Origin of the sequence: Schauerella aestuarii (genome assembly GCF_009866805.1) — a bacterium.
GTDB classification, from domain to species: domain Bacteria; phylum Pseudomonadota; class Gammaproteobacteria; order Burkholderiales; family Burkholderiaceae_B; genus Schauerella; species Schauerella aestuarii.
Genome location: NZ_SIZW01000040.1, coordinates 313,769 through 327,583, shown reverse-complemented (window position 1 = coordinate 327,583; position 13,815 = coordinate 313,769). Strand labels below are relative to the sequence as shown.

General features: G+C 62.4%; 16 protein-coding genes and 3 tRNA genes. 12 read left to right on the top strand and 7 right to left on the bottom strand.

Annotated features, from left to right (window positions below; genetic code table 11):
• The first annotated feature begins 93 nt into the window (after positions 1–93).
• From EYW45_RS08325 to EYW45_RS08290, 8 genes are all read left to right on the top strand, one after another.
• Positions 94–169 (top strand) — tRNA-Gly (locus EYW45_RS08325).
• Positions 170–553: 384 nt separating this feature from the next.
• Positions 554–629: transfer RNA gene (locus tag EYW45_RS08320), tRNA-Gly, on the top strand.
• Between the two features lie 115 nt (positions 630–744).
• A tRNA-Cys gene (locus EYW45_RS08315) sits at positions 745–818 on the top strand.
• A 104-nt stretch (positions 819–922) separates the two neighbouring features.
• Positions 923–1,516, top strand: coding sequence for a DUF2946 family protein (locus EYW45_RS08310; RefSeq protein ID WP_161134907.1), 594 nt, complete (start codon positions 923–925; stop codon positions 1,514–1,516).
• A 116-nt stretch (positions 1,517–1,632) separates the two neighbouring features.
• Positions 1,633–2,202 (top strand): NUDIX hydrolase, encoded by a 570-nt coding sequence (locus EYW45_RS08305; RefSeq protein WP_161134906.1) that lies wholly within the window; start codon positions 1,633–1,635, stop codon positions 2,200–2,202.
• 8 nt (positions 2,203–2,210) lie between these two features.
• A complete protein-coding gene (gene aat / locus EYW45_RS08300; RefSeq protein WP_161134905.1) occupies positions 2,211–2,996 on the top strand; it encodes a leucyl/phenylalanyl-tRNA--protein transferase in 786 nt (261 codons plus the stop codon).
• 48 nt (positions 2,997–3,044) lie between these two features.
• Positions 3,045–3,767, top strand: coding sequence for an arginyltransferase (locus EYW45_RS08295; protein WP_161134904.1), 723 nt, complete (start codon positions 3,045–3,047; stop codon positions 3,765–3,767).
• Between the two features lie 103 nt (positions 3,768–3,870).
• Positions 3,871–4,908, top strand: coding sequence for a quinone-dependent dihydroorotate dehydrogenase (locus EYW45_RS08290; RefSeq protein WP_161134903.1), 1,038 nt, complete (start codon positions 3,871–3,873; stop codon positions 4,906–4,908).
• Positions 4,909–5,094: 186 nt separating this feature from the next.
• On the opposite strand, the gene phaP is transcribed toward EYW45_RS08290, so the two are convergent.
• Positions 5,095–5,676: a TIGR01841 family phasin gene (phaP, locus tag EYW45_RS08285; protein WP_161134902.1), complete on the bottom strand. Its 582-nt coding sequence runs from the start codon at positions 5,674–5,676 to the stop codon at positions 5,095–5,097.
• A gap of 303 nt (positions 5,677–5,979) precedes the next feature.
• Here phaP and EYW45_RS08280 point away from each other — a divergent pair, with 303 nt between their 5' ends.
• Positions 5,980–6,957 (top strand): tripartite tricarboxylate transporter substrate binding protein BugD, encoded by a 978-nt coding sequence (locus EYW45_RS08280; protein WP_161134901.1) that lies wholly within the window; start codon positions 5,980–5,982, stop codon positions 6,955–6,957.
• A 62-nt stretch (positions 6,958–7,019) separates the two neighbouring features.
• Here the strand turns inward: EYW45_RS08280 and EYW45_RS08275 are convergent, their stop codons facing one another.
• The 3 genes from EYW45_RS08275 to EYW45_RS08265 all read right to left on the bottom strand — a co-directional run bounded on the left by EYW45_RS08275 (position 7,020) and on the right by EYW45_RS08265 (position 9,781).
• Complete coding sequence (locus tag EYW45_RS08275; protein ID WP_161134900.1) at positions 7,020–7,853, bottom strand: IclR family transcriptional regulator; 834 nt, start codon at positions 7,851–7,853, stop codon at positions 7,020–7,022.
• A 229-nt stretch (positions 7,854–8,082) separates the two neighbouring features.
• A complete protein-coding gene (locus tag EYW45_RS08270; RefSeq protein WP_161134899.1) occupies positions 8,083–8,895 on the bottom strand; it encodes a competence/damage-inducible protein A in 813 nt (270 codons plus the stop codon).
• A gap of 34 nt (positions 8,896–8,929) precedes the next feature.
• Positions 8,930–9,781, bottom strand: coding sequence for an EI24 domain-containing protein (locus tag EYW45_RS08265; protein ID WP_161134898.1), 852 nt, complete (start codon positions 9,779–9,781; stop codon positions 8,930–8,932).
• 68 nt (positions 9,782–9,849) lie between these two features.
• Between EYW45_RS08265 and EYW45_RS08260 the strand changes: the two genes are divergently transcribed.
• Positions 9,850–10,233 carry a thioredoxin family protein gene (locus EYW45_RS08260; protein WP_161134897.1) on the top strand — a complete coding sequence of 128 codons (384 nt, stop codon included), beginning with the start codon at positions 9,850–9,852 and terminating at the stop codon, positions 10,231–10,233.
• 4 nt (positions 10,234–10,237) lie between these two features.
• Here EYW45_RS08260 and EYW45_RS08255 read toward each other — a convergent pair whose 3' ends face one another.
• The 3 genes from EYW45_RS08255 to EYW45_RS08245 all read right to left on the bottom strand — a co-directional run bounded on the left by EYW45_RS08255 (position 10,238) and on the right by EYW45_RS08245 (position 12,935).
• Positions 10,238–11,710, bottom strand: coding sequence for a DEAD/DEAH box helicase (locus EYW45_RS08255; RefSeq protein WP_161134896.1), 1,473 nt, complete (start codon positions 11,708–11,710; stop codon positions 10,238–10,240).
• A gap of 143 nt (positions 11,711–11,853) precedes the next feature.
• A complete protein-coding gene (locus EYW45_RS08250) occupies positions 11,854–12,189 on the bottom strand; it encodes an AzlD domain-containing protein (RefSeq protein ID WP_161134895.1) in 336 nt (111 codons plus the stop codon).
• Entirely contained in the window at positions 12,186–12,935 is a 750-nt protein-coding gene (locus EYW45_RS08245) for an AzlC family ABC transporter permease (RefSeq protein WP_161134894.1), read from the bottom strand. Before EYW45_RS08245 ends, EYW45_RS08250 begins: the two co-directional genes overlap by 4 nt.
• A 216-nt stretch (positions 12,936–13,151) precedes the next feature.
• On the opposite strand from EYW45_RS08245, the gene EYW45_RS08240 reads away from it, so the two are divergent.
• Both EYW45_RS08240 and EYW45_RS08235 read left to right on the top strand, forming a co-directional pair.
• Complete coding sequence (locus EYW45_RS08240) at positions 13,152–13,370, top strand: zinc-finger domain-containing protein (protein ID WP_161134893.1); 219 nt, start codon at positions 13,152–13,154, stop codon at positions 13,368–13,370.
• Positions 13,371–13,382: 12 nt separating this feature from the next.
• Positions 13,383–13,805 carry a YybH family protein gene (locus EYW45_RS08235; protein ID WP_161134892.1) on the top strand — a complete coding sequence of 141 codons (423 nt, stop codon included), beginning with the start codon at positions 13,383–13,385 and terminating at the stop codon, positions 13,803–13,805.
• Positions 13,806–13,815 lie beyond the last annotated feature (10 nt).

Genomic DNA, 13,815 nt, shown 5'->3' with positions numbered 1-13,815 from the left:
GGTGATCGAAAGACAAGCTGAAAAATTTCAGGTAATATGCGCGACTTCGATGACATCACGTTGGTTTACCAACACACCAGGGTGTCACTCGACGCGGGAATAGCTCAGCTGGTAGAGCGCAACCTTGCCAAGGTTGAGGTCGCGAGTTCGAGCCTCGTTTCCCGCTCCAAATTCAGTGAAAAAGGGAAGCCTCCGGGCTTCCCTTTTTCATTACCGGGCAGGTTTTGTTCGAAGCCGCGCAAAATCATTTGACGCGCATCTACCTCGCAGGCTTCGTCAGGCTCGCGCGATTCCCCCTTGCAGGTTTCGTCGCACCGGTCACCTTCTCGTCCGTGGCGTCGCCGATGCCATCGGTTGCACGCGCCCACCCACGCAGCCAGGCATCCGGAAACGTGCTCGCCACCCTCACTTGCACGACGTTTTCAAAATGTTGTATACTCGCTGTCTTTCGTGAATACTGATCTTGATCGAGGGGTTAAGCCCCGCATCGCAGGCCGCAAGCCCGCATGCAGATCGAAATCTCGAAGCGTCAAGCCTCGGTGTCATGAGATACGCGGGAATAGCTCAGTTGGTAGAGCGCAACCTTGCCAAGGTTGAGGTCGCGAGTTCGAGCCTCGTTTCCCGCTCCAGATTTTACGCACGGACATCCATCGTAATGTCCGTGGCTAATAAGAAATAAAAGCAAAAAAGTAAAAGCGAAAAGCTTGAGTTTGTCTTGCCGGCGCTTGCTGTGCCGGACCTGCCGGCGCCATGGCAGAGTGGTTATGCAGCGGATTGCAAATCCGTGTACGTCGGTTCGATTCCGGCTGGCGCCTCCAAGTATTTTCAGCATCTCACGGCTCGCATTCATGCGGGCCGTTGTTGTTTGTGCGCTCGCGTTTCCGGTATGGTTTGGCCTCGCGCCTTCAACTGGAGTATGCCCATGGATCCCCAAGTACTCGACGCCGTTGCACGCTGGCCCAATGTGCCGGCCGTGTACGGCTGGCTCTCGCTCGACGGGCGCGGACGGTTCCGGCTCCATCCGGAGGGCGATGCCGGCGCCCACACCGCGGGCGAATCAATCTCTAATACGCAAATTCTGGGCTTCATGGCGCGTAACTATGCGCATGACGATGCCGGCCGCTGGTATTTTCAAAACGGCCCGCAGCGGGTGTACGTGCGTGTGGACGGTGCGCCGCTCATTCTGCGCGGTGCCGATGAAGGCCATGCACTGGTCGCGCACACGGGGGCCGCGATCGCGCGCATCGACGCCTGGTGGCTGGATGACGCCGGAGCCCTGTACGCCACCACCGACCTCGGCCCGGGCATGATCGAGGATCGCGATCTGCCGGCGGTATTCGACGCCCTCACCTTGCCGGACGGCAGCCCTGCGCTCGAACGGATTGCCGCACTGCAGGCCGGCCAGCAACTCGACATCGCCGCGTTCGGCAGCACAACCACACTGACCGCCGCGGCCCGCGGCGACATTCCACAGGCGATGGGCTTCGTGGCCATGCCCGCAGGCGATCCCGCATGAGCATCCGCCCCCAGACCCCGGTGCATAACCAGGCCCATGCACAGCACACGCAGATAAGTGCGCAAGATAAGCCGATGCCGCGCTCGATCCTCGCCAAGCTTCGGTAGAATCCTGGCATGAGCGACGACCCAGCCTTCTACTTTCCCGCACCGCGCCGCGCCCACTTCTGCAGCCAGTGCGGCACGCCGATTACCCGCCGGGTGCCGCCCGACGATAATCGCGAGCGCGATGTTTGCGAACATTGCGGCGCCATCCATTATCAGAACCCGCGCATCGTGGTGGGCACGCTGCCCGTCCTGGGCGACCGCGTATTGCTCTGTCGCCGGGCGATCGAACCGCGCTACGACACCTGGACGTTGCCGGCGGGTTTCATGGAACTGGCCGAAACGATCTCCGAAGGCGCGATGCGCGAGACGGCCGAAGAGGCCGGCGCCTCGATCGAACTGGGCACGCTCTATACCGTCATCGATGTCGCACGTGTGGATCAGGTGCATGTGTATTTTCTGGCGCATGCCCGCGACGACAGCCTGAATCCCGGCCCCGAAAGCCTCGAAGCGCGCTTTTTCACCGAAGCCGAGATTCCTTGGGACAACTTGTCGTTCGGTTCGGTGGTGACCACGCTGCGGCACTTCTTCGCCGACCGCAAGGCGGGCACGTTTCCCACGCATCATTACGCCATCGACTAAGCCCCACCATGAAACTGCCGTGGCTGACGCGGGACACGCCGTTTCCTCCAGTTGAACAAGCCTGGCGGGATCCGGATGGCCTCCTGGCCGCCGGCGGCGATCTGTCGCTCGAACGGCTGCGCTCGGCCTACACCCAGGGCATTTTTCCATGGTCGTCAGAGAACGAGCCGCTGTTGTGGTGGAGCCCTAATCCGCGCATGGTGCTCACCTGTGCCGAGTTCGCGCCGCCCCATGCGCTGCGCAAACGCTTGCGGCAGATCGCGCGCGATGAACGCCAGCCGCACTCGCGGATCGAAGTTCGGGTCGACACCGCATTCGCCGAGGTGATTGCAGCCTGTGCCGCGCCCCGCCTGCCCGAAACCGGCACATGGATCACGCCCGCCATGCAACGCGCCTACATTGCATGGCACGCCGAAGGCACGGCGCACAGCATCGAAACCTGGATCGACGGCCAGCTTGCCGGCGGCCTGTACGGCATCAATCTGGGCCGCATGTTTTTTGGCGAATCGATGTTTACCCGCGTGACCGATGCCTCCAAGATTGCATTGGCCTATCTGGTGAATTTTCTGCGTCTGCATGACGTGCCCTTGCTCGATTGCCAACAGCAGACCGCCCACCTGGCGAGCCTGGGCGCGCGCCCGGTCGACCGCGCAGCATTCGGCGCCCACCTGCGCGCCACCGTGCACGCGACACCTCCCCGCTGGCAGTCTGGCAGGCTCGATAGCTGCGGCATCATTCATCCGCTCGCCGGTCATGCCGCGATACACGATGCGCCGCCGCTCGCGCCGGTTTAGGCGTTAATATGGTTCGACCCGAGCCGTGAATGGCGCAGGTGACCCTTCATGAGCAAACTCAAAGAACTTCCGTTTTCGACGTTGCAGTTCTATGCCACGGCACCGTATCCGTGCAGCTACGTGCCCGATCGGCAGGCGCGCTCACAGGTTGCGGCACCCGGGCACCTCATCAATGCCGATACTTACTCCCATCTGGTGGAGCAAGGCTTTCGGCGCAGCGGATTGTTCACGTATCGGCCGCACTGCGATAGCTGCCAGGCGTGCATCCCGGTACGGGTCGATACCGCCGCATTCACACCCAATCGTAGTCAGCGCCGAGCCTGGACGCGCCATCAAAACTTGCGCGCCTTCGTGGCCGAGCTGGCATGGTCGCCGGAGCACTACGCGCTCTACACCGCCTATCAGCAAAGCCGTCATCCCGGCGGCGGAATGGACGAGGACAGCCGCACCCAGTACGCGCAGTTCCTGCTCACCAGCCGCGTCAATACGCGCCTGGTCGAGTTTCGCGAGCCGGATGGCCGCCTGGTCATGGTGTCGATCATCGATGTGCTCGATCAGGGCTTGTCATCCGTTTATACCTTCTACGATCCGGAAGCGCGCGGCAGCTTGGGCACCTACAGCATTTTGTGGCAGATCGAACAATGCCGCAGCCTGCAACTACCGTGGCTCTATCTCGGCTATTGGATCGAGGCGAGTCGCAAGATGGCCTACAAGGCGGCGTTTCAACCGCTGCAGCGTCTGATCGACGGCACCTGGCAAGAGAGCGCCTGAAAGCGCCTGCGCGGCTGCCCAGAGATCGCAATCGGCGATAATGGCGGTTCTCCGCACGCGCTCCCAGCGCACGCGACGCCGCCGCAACTGCCAACCGCCGCCCATGTCGATCCTCTTCCAAGCCTATCCCCTCGCCCGCAGCGCCTTGTTTTCGATGGACGCCGAGCAGGCGCACGAACTTACTCTGAATGGCCTGCAACGCGCTTACGATTGCGCCGCCACGCGCCGCCTGATGCACGCCAGACCGGCAGCCCCCCGCACGCTCATGGGCATGGCCTTGCGCAACCCCGTCGGGCTGGCAGCCGGGCTGGACAAGAATGGCGCGCATATCGACGCGCTGGGCAACCTGGGTTTCGGTTTTATCGAAGTGGGTACCGTTACGCCTCGGGCACAGCCCGGCAATGCCAAGCCCCGCATGTTTCGCTTGCCGCGCGCGCATGCGCTGATCAATCGCCTGGGCTTCAATAATCAGGGGCTGGATGTGTTTCTGCAGAATGTGCAGAAGAGCCAATGGCGTCGCGAAGGCGGCATTCTCGGCCTGAACATCGGCAAGAACGCCGATACGCCGATCGAACGCGCGGCCGACGATTATCTGATCGGCCTGGCCGGTGTGTATCCGCACGCCGACTATGTCACCGTCAATATCTCCTCGCCCAATACGCAAAACCTGCGCGCCCTGCAAAGCGGCGACGAACTCGATCGCTTGCTGAGCGCGTTGCGCGATCGGCGCCTCGCCTTGGCCGACGAACATCAACGTCACGTACCGCTCGTGGTGAAGATCGCGCCCGATCTCTCCAACGAACAGATCGATGCGATTGCGGATGTGCTTCCCCGCTACGGCATCGATGGCGTGATCGCCACCAATACCACCCTGTCGCGCGACGCCGTAATCGGTCTGCCGCACGCCGATCAGGCCGGGGGTCTCTCCGGACCGCCCGTGCACGCCCTTTCGCTGAAGGTGATCGAACGGTTGCGCGAACGGGTGGGCACATCGATGGCCATCATCGGTGTGGGCGGCATTGTGTCCGGCAAGGAGGCGCGCGAAAAAATGGCCGCCGGTGCGGATGCCGTCCAGGTCTATACCGGCTTGATCTACCGCGGGCCGGCACTGATCGATGAGTGCGTGCGCGCCATCCGCTGAAGCGCAAGAAGGCGCCAGAAGGCCATGCAGGCGACGATTGCCGAGAAGCAGCCACCCTCTTCCCGCGTCGCATCCGTCGTCCATAAAAAAAGCCGCCCTTGCAGGCGGCTCAATACTTATCCAGCTTGATGCTCCCCATCCGGCGCGTCAACCTGCAACAGCGCCGAACGGCAGGCACTCCCCCAATCAGGCGGCAGTGCGGCGCGTACGGGAGGCGACTTTATTGGCAGCGTCGGCGGCATCCGAGGCGGCTTTAAAGCTCGCGTTCGTGGCGGCATTCAAATTCGTTTCGGCAACTTCAGCAGCCTGCTTGGCAGCCTTGGTCATCGAATCGTAGGCGCTGTTGGCCGTTGCCAACGACGACTTCAACATGGCCACGGCACCTTCGGAACCGGTGGGCGCGCTCTTGGCCATCTGGTCGATCACGTCAGCCATTTGCTTTTGGGCATCGGCAACTTGCGACTCGCTCAACTTGGCCAGATCGCCTTGCACACCAGCAACGATGTCATACACATGCTTGCCGTAGGCCAAGGCCTTTTCAGCATTCGGCTGAGCAATCGACGTGGCGAACGTCAATGCTTCTTGCGGATCTTGCACGCCGGCAGCTTGCTGCGACGTTTGCGACACTTCGTCCAACGTGGCGCGCATGACTTTCATGTTCAGGTCGATCAACTTCTCGAAGCCGGAAAACAAGGCCGACTGGGTCGCGATGACGGTATCGATCGCGGATTTCTGGCGGGCAAACAACTGTTCGGGAATGGCACTCATCTGACTCTCCTCTGGGATGGACCGACACGGCATGGTTTAGGAAAAAAGCCCGTTCGGCTGAACCGGTGGGTACTGGCGCCGGTTCCATGTTGCAACGCAACAAACCCATTTTAGGCCATCAGAATTTGCTGTCAAGTATTTTTTGCGCAACGCAACATTCAGCATTGGCGCGGCTTTCCGGAACTTTCACGAGACTTACGGTTAGGGGAAGCCCGGATGACGTACCGTCCAAAACTCTCTAGACTTGCGGCGCGCTGTCACAGTTTGAAAGGCAGCCGATAACAATATTTGTACGGAGACACTATGACCACTCGCTTACGCACGCTGTCCGCAATTCTCGCGACGGCCACCCTGTTCGCGGCAGGTTCCGCTCAAGCCGAGTATCCAGAACGTCCGATCAACATGGTCGTACCCTTCGCCGCCGGCGGCCCGACCGATAGCGTGGCACGCTCACTGGCCGAAGCCATGCGCCCGTCGTTGGGACAGACGGTCGTGGTCGAAAACAAAGGCGGCGCCGGCGGCACGATCGGGACCAGCCAGGTTGCCCGCTCGGCACCGGATGGCTACAGCGTATTGCTGATGCACGTCGGTTTCTCGACGGCGCCCTCGCTTTACAAGAACCCGGGCTACGACGCCCTCAAGGGCTTCGAGCCGATCGGCCTGGTGGTCGACGTGCCGATGACCATCATCGCGCGTGAAGACTTTCCGCCCAACAATGTGGCCGAGCTGAAAGACTACGTCCTCAAGAACAAAGAGAAAGTGTCGCTGGCCAATGCCGGTGTGGGCGCAGCCAGCCACCTGTGCGGCACGATGCTGATGGATGCGCTGGGCACCGAACTGCTGACGATTCCGTACAAGGGAACGGCGCCCGCCATGAACGATCTGCTGGGCAAGCAGGTCGATCTGATGTGCGATCAAACCACCAACACCACGCAGCAGATCGACGCCAAGAAGGTCAAGGCTTATGCCGTGACGAGCTTGAAGCGTGTTCCCACGCTGCCCGACCTGCCCACGATGGACGAGTCCGGCTTCAAGGGCTTCCAGGTCGGCATCTGGCACGGCATGTGGGTACCGAAGGGTACGCCCAAGCCCGTGGTCGACAAACTGGTGAAATCGCTGCAAACCGGCTTGGCCGATCCCAAGTTCCAGGAACGTATGCGTTTGCTCGGCGCTTCGGTGCTGACGGCGGATGCCAATCCGCAAGCGCTTACCGCCAAGGTCACGCAGCAAGTGCCGCAATGGGCTGAGCTCTTCAAGAAAGCCAACGTACAACCACAATAACGATTTCCCCGCAGCTTCACACTGCGGGATCCTCGACGCCCTGCCCTTGCGGCAGGGCGTTTTTATTGGCGCATCGGTGGCGTGGGCGCCTCGTACCCCAGTGCCTCGGAAATCTCGCTTGCCGTGCGGATCAGGTGTGCGATCCATTCGTCGTGCAAGCGCTCGGCCGGCGCGGAAATCGACAAGCCGGCCACGAGCTTGCCCGAATCGTCGTAGATACCGGCCGCGATACAGCGCACGCCGAGTTCGAGTTCCTCATTATCACGCGCATAGCCGTGGCGCCGCACGAGCGACAGTTCGCGCTCCAGCTTATCCAGATCGGTCAGGCTGTTGCGCGTATGGCCAGCCAGACCGGTGCGCAGCGCGTAGGCGCGGACACCACGGGTGTCGCCCTCGGACAAGAACAGTTTGCCGGTGGACGTGAGGTGCAGCGGCGCACGACCGCCAATGGCGCGCACCACCTGCATGCCCGAACGCTCGCTCCAGGCGCGGTCCACATACACGATTTCGTCGCCCTGCTGCACGGACAGGTTGACGGTTTGACCCGTGAGCTTGTGCAACGCACGCATGGCCGCCACGGCGGCCTCGCGCACGTTCAGGCGGCCCTTCACGAGCGAGCCCAGCTCGAGCAAACGCATCCCGAGTTGATAGATCCCGTTGTCGACCCGTTCGACGTAGCGGCCGATCACGAGGTCATTCAGAATGCGATGGGCAGTCGAGGCATGCAACCCGGTACGGGCGGCCAGCTCTTTCAAGGCGACGGGATCGGGTTGCTGCGCCAACGCGTCGAGCAGGCGCATGGCGCGTTCGATGACCTGGATGGCAAGCGCCGGCGTGGGCGCACCCTCACCCCGGACATCGCCGGAAAGAGCATCGTTCGTAGAATGACGTGCCATAGCCTGGGTCGAACCGAGAGCGCCGACGCGGCAGGCGCCTATTCGCGCCGCACCGCAACAAAGACGGCAATGCGGCGAATTCTATCCCATATCGTGAAATCTGACCATAATCAGCCGACCTGATATGTCCACCGAATGGGCATACGGTGCGATAAATTCACAAGCGGATCGGGGGAATGGTCCGATGGGCGGCACGCGCGCCAGATCGGCATCACGTGCGTATGACGCCCTAATCAGCGGCGATCGTGAACTCCCCGCCCAGGCGGGTCACCTCGGCACGTAGATAATCCAAAGCCTCACCCGCAGCCAGCGGCTCGCCCTTGACACCCAATTCGATGTGCGGCCGGTCGCCGTTTTCGCCTACGCTGGGCAGACTGAAGGCACGCAGACCGGGCCAATGCGCTTCCACGTACACCATGGCGGGCGTGATGCGCGATTCGGGCAGCTTGTACACGAGGAAGGAATGCTCGGCGTGCAACGTGCGGTGATGCAAATTGGCGTAGCGCGTATCGAGCGTCCATTCGAGCATGGGCCACGCCATCACTGGAAAGCCGGGCACGAACGTATGGTTTTCGATGAAAAAGCCGGGAATCTTGTTGTACGGATTGGGCACGATCTCGCAGCCCGCGGGAAAGGTGCCCATCTGCAGGCGCTGTTGGTTTTCCGGCAGCGACATATCGGCGCTGCCCTGCCCTTTCTCGGCCATCTCGGCGCACCGCGCCGTAATCAGCAGTTCGGCTTCGGGATGCAGCACCAACGGCACCCCCAGTGCGGCGGCGGCAGCCTGGCGTGTATGGTCATCGGGGGTGGCACCGATCCCACCGCAGCACAACACGATGTCGCCGCTGGCAAAGCTGGCCTTGAACGCATCGGTCATCGTCGCGCGGTCGTCGGGCAGCAGTTGAGCCTGATGCACCGACAACCCGCGGGCGCTGAGCATTTCGACGATCTTGCCGAAGTGCTTGTCCTGGCGCCGTCCCGAAAGAATTTCATCTCCAACGATGATGAGGCGAATGCGGCGTTCGGTTGAAACAGAAGTCATGACTAGGCGTTCCAGAAAGGTTTTTCGACGTGTATTAGAAAGCGGGCGGCGCACCGATCTGCCGCGGATCGCCGGCAAGCGGATCGGACGCCGGCGGTTGCGAGCGACGCAGGTCTTCCAGCGCATTCAACCCGTAATGGGCAAAAACAAGCGCCGAATACACAGGAAGCACAATCCAGGCCGGGGGCAACAAATTGATGACGGCGCAAACGAAGCCGATCATCCAGAAACCTTTGTTGTGGCGCGCCAGCAGCAGCTCGCGCTCCGCGGAACTTGCGTGGTCGACGATGGCGTCGATACGCAACATGCGTGAAAACGCGAAGGCCCACCAGAACACCGAAAGCAGTACCGCCATCGGCGGCACGAGCCACAACGGCAGGGTGAGCCCCCAGCCGAGCGCGAAGGCGGCCATGACCCAGATGGCATTCCAGGTACTGACGATCGTGGCATGACGGCCCATGCGCGCGACCGCGGGATAATTGCGCGGCCCGATGTGACGCAACACGATGGGCATGACGAACACTGCCGCCACGGCCAAGCCGAGAATGCCGGAGATCGGCAACAGAATCACGCACGCCAGGATGGGAATCAACCAGAGCTTGATTGAAAAGAGGCCGACGGCCACCAGCCAGGCATCGACGTCGTTGACGATTTCCCACTGCGCGGCCTGGGCAGCAAGCCACTGGGTGAGTGGCGTCCAGCCGAACCAGAGCAGCAGCAGTGCACCCACGAACACGATCAGGAAAGGCAACAACAAGGCGAACAGCATGCTGGGGTGGCACTGCGATATTGCCGCGCGTTTGAAAGCGGTGGCCACGCCTCGGAAACCCACGGAAATCGAGGTACCGGCTGGCACGACGACAGGACGACGATCGGACGGAGTCATAGGCAAGGTTTGAAAAGGAGAAAGGGCATCCCGAGTATCATAGTCAAACCGGATTGCCCCTGCTTACGATGCCTGCCCTTCTTCCCGATTCCGATAGCGCGGTGCTACGCGCTGCCCTGGCCGACCCCGCCCGCGACCGCGTCGTGGTGTGCTATTGCGCCGCGTGGTGCGATACCTGCACGGCCTACCGCGTGAAATTCGACGCGTTGGCCGATACGCACCCAGCCACCCTGTTTATCTGGGTGGATATCGAAGACCATGCCGACTGGCTGGGTGAAGAGGATGTCGAGAATTTTCCGACGTTGTCGGTATGCCATGGCGAACGCCATGTGTTTTTTGGACCGATGCTGCCGCACATCGGCCATCTTGAACGACTACTGGATAGCTTGAACGCCGACAGCGCCGAAGTGCCCACGAAGCTGCCCAACTGGGCACGCTTGCAGGCAGCCTGACCGATCAGGGCTTTCCGCCGCCGCCGAGCAGCACGGCGGTCTGGCGCTTGAGCGCCGGGCGTACCGGTTCGTCCGGCACAGCCGATTGCTCGCTGGGTGCAGACGGCTCGTAGGGCTTCAGGAAAAACTCATCGACCGCAGGACCACGGCCTTCGCTGCGCCGGTTGCTCGATCGGACGGGACGATCGCTGCGCTCGGCACGTTCCGGACGGTCACCGCGCGGCGGGCGTTCGCCGCGCGCCGGACGCTCGCGCGGTTCGCTCGACCGCGTGTGACTGCGTGCCACCAGTTCGGCCGGCACATCCAGTTTGCCGCGCGGCACCTGATATTTGATGAGCTTCTCGATATCGAGCAGAAACTTCTCTTCATCGGGCGTGTAGAGCGCAATGGCTTCGCCCGACGCGCCGGCGCGACCGGTGCGGCCGATCCGGTGCACGTAATCTTCCGCGTTGTACGGCAGATCGTAGTTGATCACGCAAGGCACGCCGGCCACGTCCAGGCCGCGGGCGGCCACATCGGTGGCCACCAGCACTTCGAGTTCGCCGGCCTTGAAGGCTTCAAGGGCCTTCATGCGATCGAGCTGGCTCTTGTCGCCATGGATGGATTCTGCGGTGACGCCGTCGAGCACCAGTTGGCGTGCCAGGCGGCCGGTACCGATCTTCGTATTTGAGAAGACGATGACTTGCTTCAAACCGCGCGACTTGACCAGATGAACCACGGCGGCACGCTTGGCGTCGCTGGACATCTCATACGCGATCTGCGTGACGTTTTCAGCCGTTGCATTGCGGGCTGCGACTTCGATTTCAGTCGGCGACTTGAGATACGTACGGCCCAGTTTGCGGATTTCGCCGCTGAACGTGGCCGAAAACAGCAGTGTCTGGCGCTGCGCCGGCAGCAGGCGCATGATGCGCTCGAGGTCGGGCAGAAAGCCCATGTCGAGCATGCGATCGGCCTCGTCGAGCACCAGGATGCCGACCTGACCCAGATTCACATTTTTTTGTTCGACGTGATCGAGCAGGCGGCCAGGCGTGGCGATGAGCACTTCGCAGCCCTCGCGCAACGCTTGCTTCTGGGGCCCGATATCCACGCCGCCGAACACCACGGCCGAACGCAGCGGCGTGCGCTTGGCATAACGGCGCACGCTTTCGGCGACCTGATCGGCCAACTCGCGCGTGGGCGTGAGAATCAAGGCGCGAACGGGGTGACGTGCGGGCGACGCGCTGCTGTTGGCCAGCGGCATGATGCGATGCAGGATCGGCACCGTGAACGCGGCGGTCTTGCCGGTGCCGGTTTGCGCCGCCCCCATGACGTCGCGCCCCTCGATCACGACAGGAATGGCCTGCGCCTGGATAGGCGTGGGCGTCGTGTAGCCCGTCTCGACGATCGACTGCAACAACAACGGATGCAGATCGAAATCGGAGAACGTGCACGAGGGTGCGTCAGTCGCGGATGCGACGGAGGTAATTTCTTGAGTCATGTACTGGGCAGGTGCCGGAACCGATTACGCTGTGCGGATGTAAGTACCGCGAAGCCGTCATTCAAGAGACGCTTCGATCGCCAGGCACCGGGCCGTTGGGCTAGGAATCCTGCTAGTTTAACGCACCCAGCCCAAAATCGTTATTACGCCAGCCAACGCAGCAGCCAAAGTGTGGCCATGCCGCTCACAATGACGAGCACGGCGCTGCGTGTGCGCAGGAAAACGAGCGTGGCCACGATGCCCGCAACGAGGCGGTAATCGAACGTGGGGCCGGCCGCCGCCGTCCAGGGCAGCATGTCCGGCAGCACGATGGCGGTAAGGGCCGACGCCGGGGCATAGCGCAGCGCGCGGCGCACCCCATCGGGGAGCGGCAGGTAGTCGCCGAACACCATATAGCCCGAGCGCGTGACCACACTGCAGACAAACAACAACACGACGGCCAGCACGGCGTACCAGTCCTGCCACACGATATCGCTCATCGGCGCTGCTCCGGCAAATAGCGCTCGGCCAACATGCCGGCGACGATGCCCGCGAAGACCGCGGCGGCCAGCCCCAGGCGCAACGGAAACACCTGCCCTACCCAGGCCACCACCCCGGCGGCGAGCATGGCCACGAGGATCGGGCGGGAACTGGCCAACGGAATCGTGATGGCCAGCAACGCCAGCACGGCCGCGAAATCGAGCGACCACGTGGTGGGAACGATCGACGCGAGGTAAATGCCGGTCAGGCTGGACACCTGCCAGGCCACCCATCCGGGCACGATACAACCGATGAAGAACCACATCTGCTCGCGCGTGCCGCGCACCGCTGCCTCGCCATAGCGCGGCATGAAGAGCACGAAGGCCATGTCGGTCGTGAAATAGCCCAGCACCAGGCGTTTGGGCCACGGCAGGTGACGAAAGTACGGGTGCAACGCCGCGCCGAAAATGATGAATCGCACGTTGACCACGCAGCCGGCGGCAAAGATCAGCCACAGCGGTGCGCCGCTGGCAATCAGCGGCAGGGAGGTCAATTGCGCGGAACCCGCATACACCAGCAGCGTCATGGCGAGCGCGACGTTATCGGTCAACCCCGACTTGACCATGGCCACCCCGGTGACCAACCCCCACGTGGCAGTGGCGATCAACGTGGGCGATACCGCCCGCAACCCGTCGCGCAGCGCGGCGCGGCGCTCGGTACGCGCGCACTGCACGTCCTCGGCGGCGAGGTCCGTTTCGAGGGTCATGATGCGCGCGCCGGGTGGAAACGCGAGGCCGGTAGACCGCGCAATGCGGCTGTCTCCGCCGGCCCGAATGCAAAAGCGATGAAGCAGTTGGACATCGGTTATCTTGGAGCGGGGCGAACCCCGGATGCGGGCCTTTCCGGCCACGGAATTGAACGCGCATTGTAACCTCGCGCTTGATACAATACGGCGCGATAAACGCGAGTATTGGAACTTGTCATGACCGCCGCCACGACCCCTAGCACCGCCACCCACGAATTGATCGAAGTGGGTGCTGAAGATTTGCCGGTGTACTGCCCCAACCCGAAAGCGCCCTTGTGGAGCATGCACCCGCGTGTCTTCCTCGACGTGGCACATACGGGCTCGGCACGCTGCCCGTACTGTGGGGCCGAGTACCGGCTGCGCGCCGGCACGGTGCTGTCCGGTCACGGCCACTAAGCCGCGACGCCCATGTTCGCGACCCCCGACGAAGCCGAACACGCCTTCTACGAAGCCCTCGAGCAAGGCGATTACGTTCGCCTGATGCAAGTCTGGGCAGACGATGACGACATCGTCTGCATTCATCCAGGCGGCATGCGATTGCAGGGGCACGACGCAGTTCAACAATCGTGGCGCCAGATTCTCGACGCCGGCCCGGTGCATATTCGCCCGATGAGCCCGGTCGTCATGACCAGCATGCTGAGCGTCACTCATATCGTGATCGAGCAAGTGACCGTGCGTACGCGCGACGGTGCGCGACTGTCTTATGGCTACGCGACCAATGTGTTTCACAAAGGTCCCACGGGCTGGCGCATGGTGTTGCACCACGCCGCACCCGCGCCACATACCGCCGCCGAATTCGATTTGCACGATATGCCCGACATGCTGCATTGATCAGGCGCTG

Coding starts and splice junctions, on each gene's coding strand:
- EYW45_RS08310 (WP_161134907.1), top strand. CDS start 923: ATGGATCCCCAAGTACTCGACGCCGTTGCACGCTGGCCCAATGTGCCG.
- EYW45_RS08305 (WP_161134906.1), top strand. CDS start 1,633: ATGAGCGACGACCCAGCCTTCTACTTTCCCGCACCGCGCCGCGCCCAC.
- aat (WP_161134905.1), top strand. CDS start 2,211: ATGAAACTGCCGTGGCTGACGCGGGACACGCCGTTTCCTCCAGTTGAA.
- EYW45_RS08295 (WP_161134904.1), top strand. CDS start 3,045: ATGAGCAAACTCAAAGAACTTCCGTTTTCGACGTTGCAGTTCTATGCC.
- EYW45_RS08290 (WP_161134903.1), top strand. CDS start 3,871: ATGTCGATCCTCTTCCAAGCCTATCCCCTCGCCCGCAGCGCCTTGTTT.
- phaP (WP_161134902.1), bottom strand. CDS start 5,676: ATGAGTGCCATTCCCGAACAGTTGTTTGCCCGCCAGAAATCCGCGATC.
- EYW45_RS08280 (WP_161134901.1), top strand. CDS start 5,980: ATGACCACTCGCTTACGCACGCTGTCCGCAATTCTCGCGACGGCCACC.
- EYW45_RS08275 (WP_161134900.1), bottom strand. CDS start 7,853: ATGGCACGTCATTCTACGAACGATGCTCTTTCCGGCGATGTCCGGGGT.
- EYW45_RS08270 (WP_161134899.1), bottom strand. CDS start 8,895: ATGACTTCTGTTTCAACCGAACGCCGCATTCGCCTCATCATCGTTGGA.
- EYW45_RS08265 (WP_161134898.1), bottom strand. CDS start 9,781: ATGACTCCGTCCGATCGTCGTCCTGTCGTCGTGCCAGCCGGTACCTCG.
- EYW45_RS08260 (WP_161134897.1), top strand. CDS start 9,850: ATGCCTGCCCTTCTTCCCGATTCCGATAGCGCGGTGCTACGCGCTGCC.
- EYW45_RS08255 (WP_161134896.1), bottom strand. CDS start 11,710: ATGACTCAAGAAATTACCTCCGTCGCATCCGCGACTGACGCACCCTCG.
- EYW45_RS08250 (WP_161134895.1), bottom strand. CDS start 12,189: ATGAGCGATATCGTGTGGCAGGACTGGTACGCCGTGCTGGCCGTCGTG.
- EYW45_RS08245 (WP_161134894.1), bottom strand. CDS start 12,935: ATGACCCTCGAAACGGACCTCGCCGCCGAGGACGTGCAGTGCGCGCGT.
- EYW45_RS08240 (WP_161134893.1), top strand. CDS start 13,152: ATGACCGCCGCCACGACCCCTAGCACCGCCACCCACGAATTGATCGAA.
- EYW45_RS08235 (WP_161134892.1), top strand. CDS start 13,383: ATGTTCGCGACCCCCGACGAAGCCGAACACGCCTTCTACGAAGCCCTC.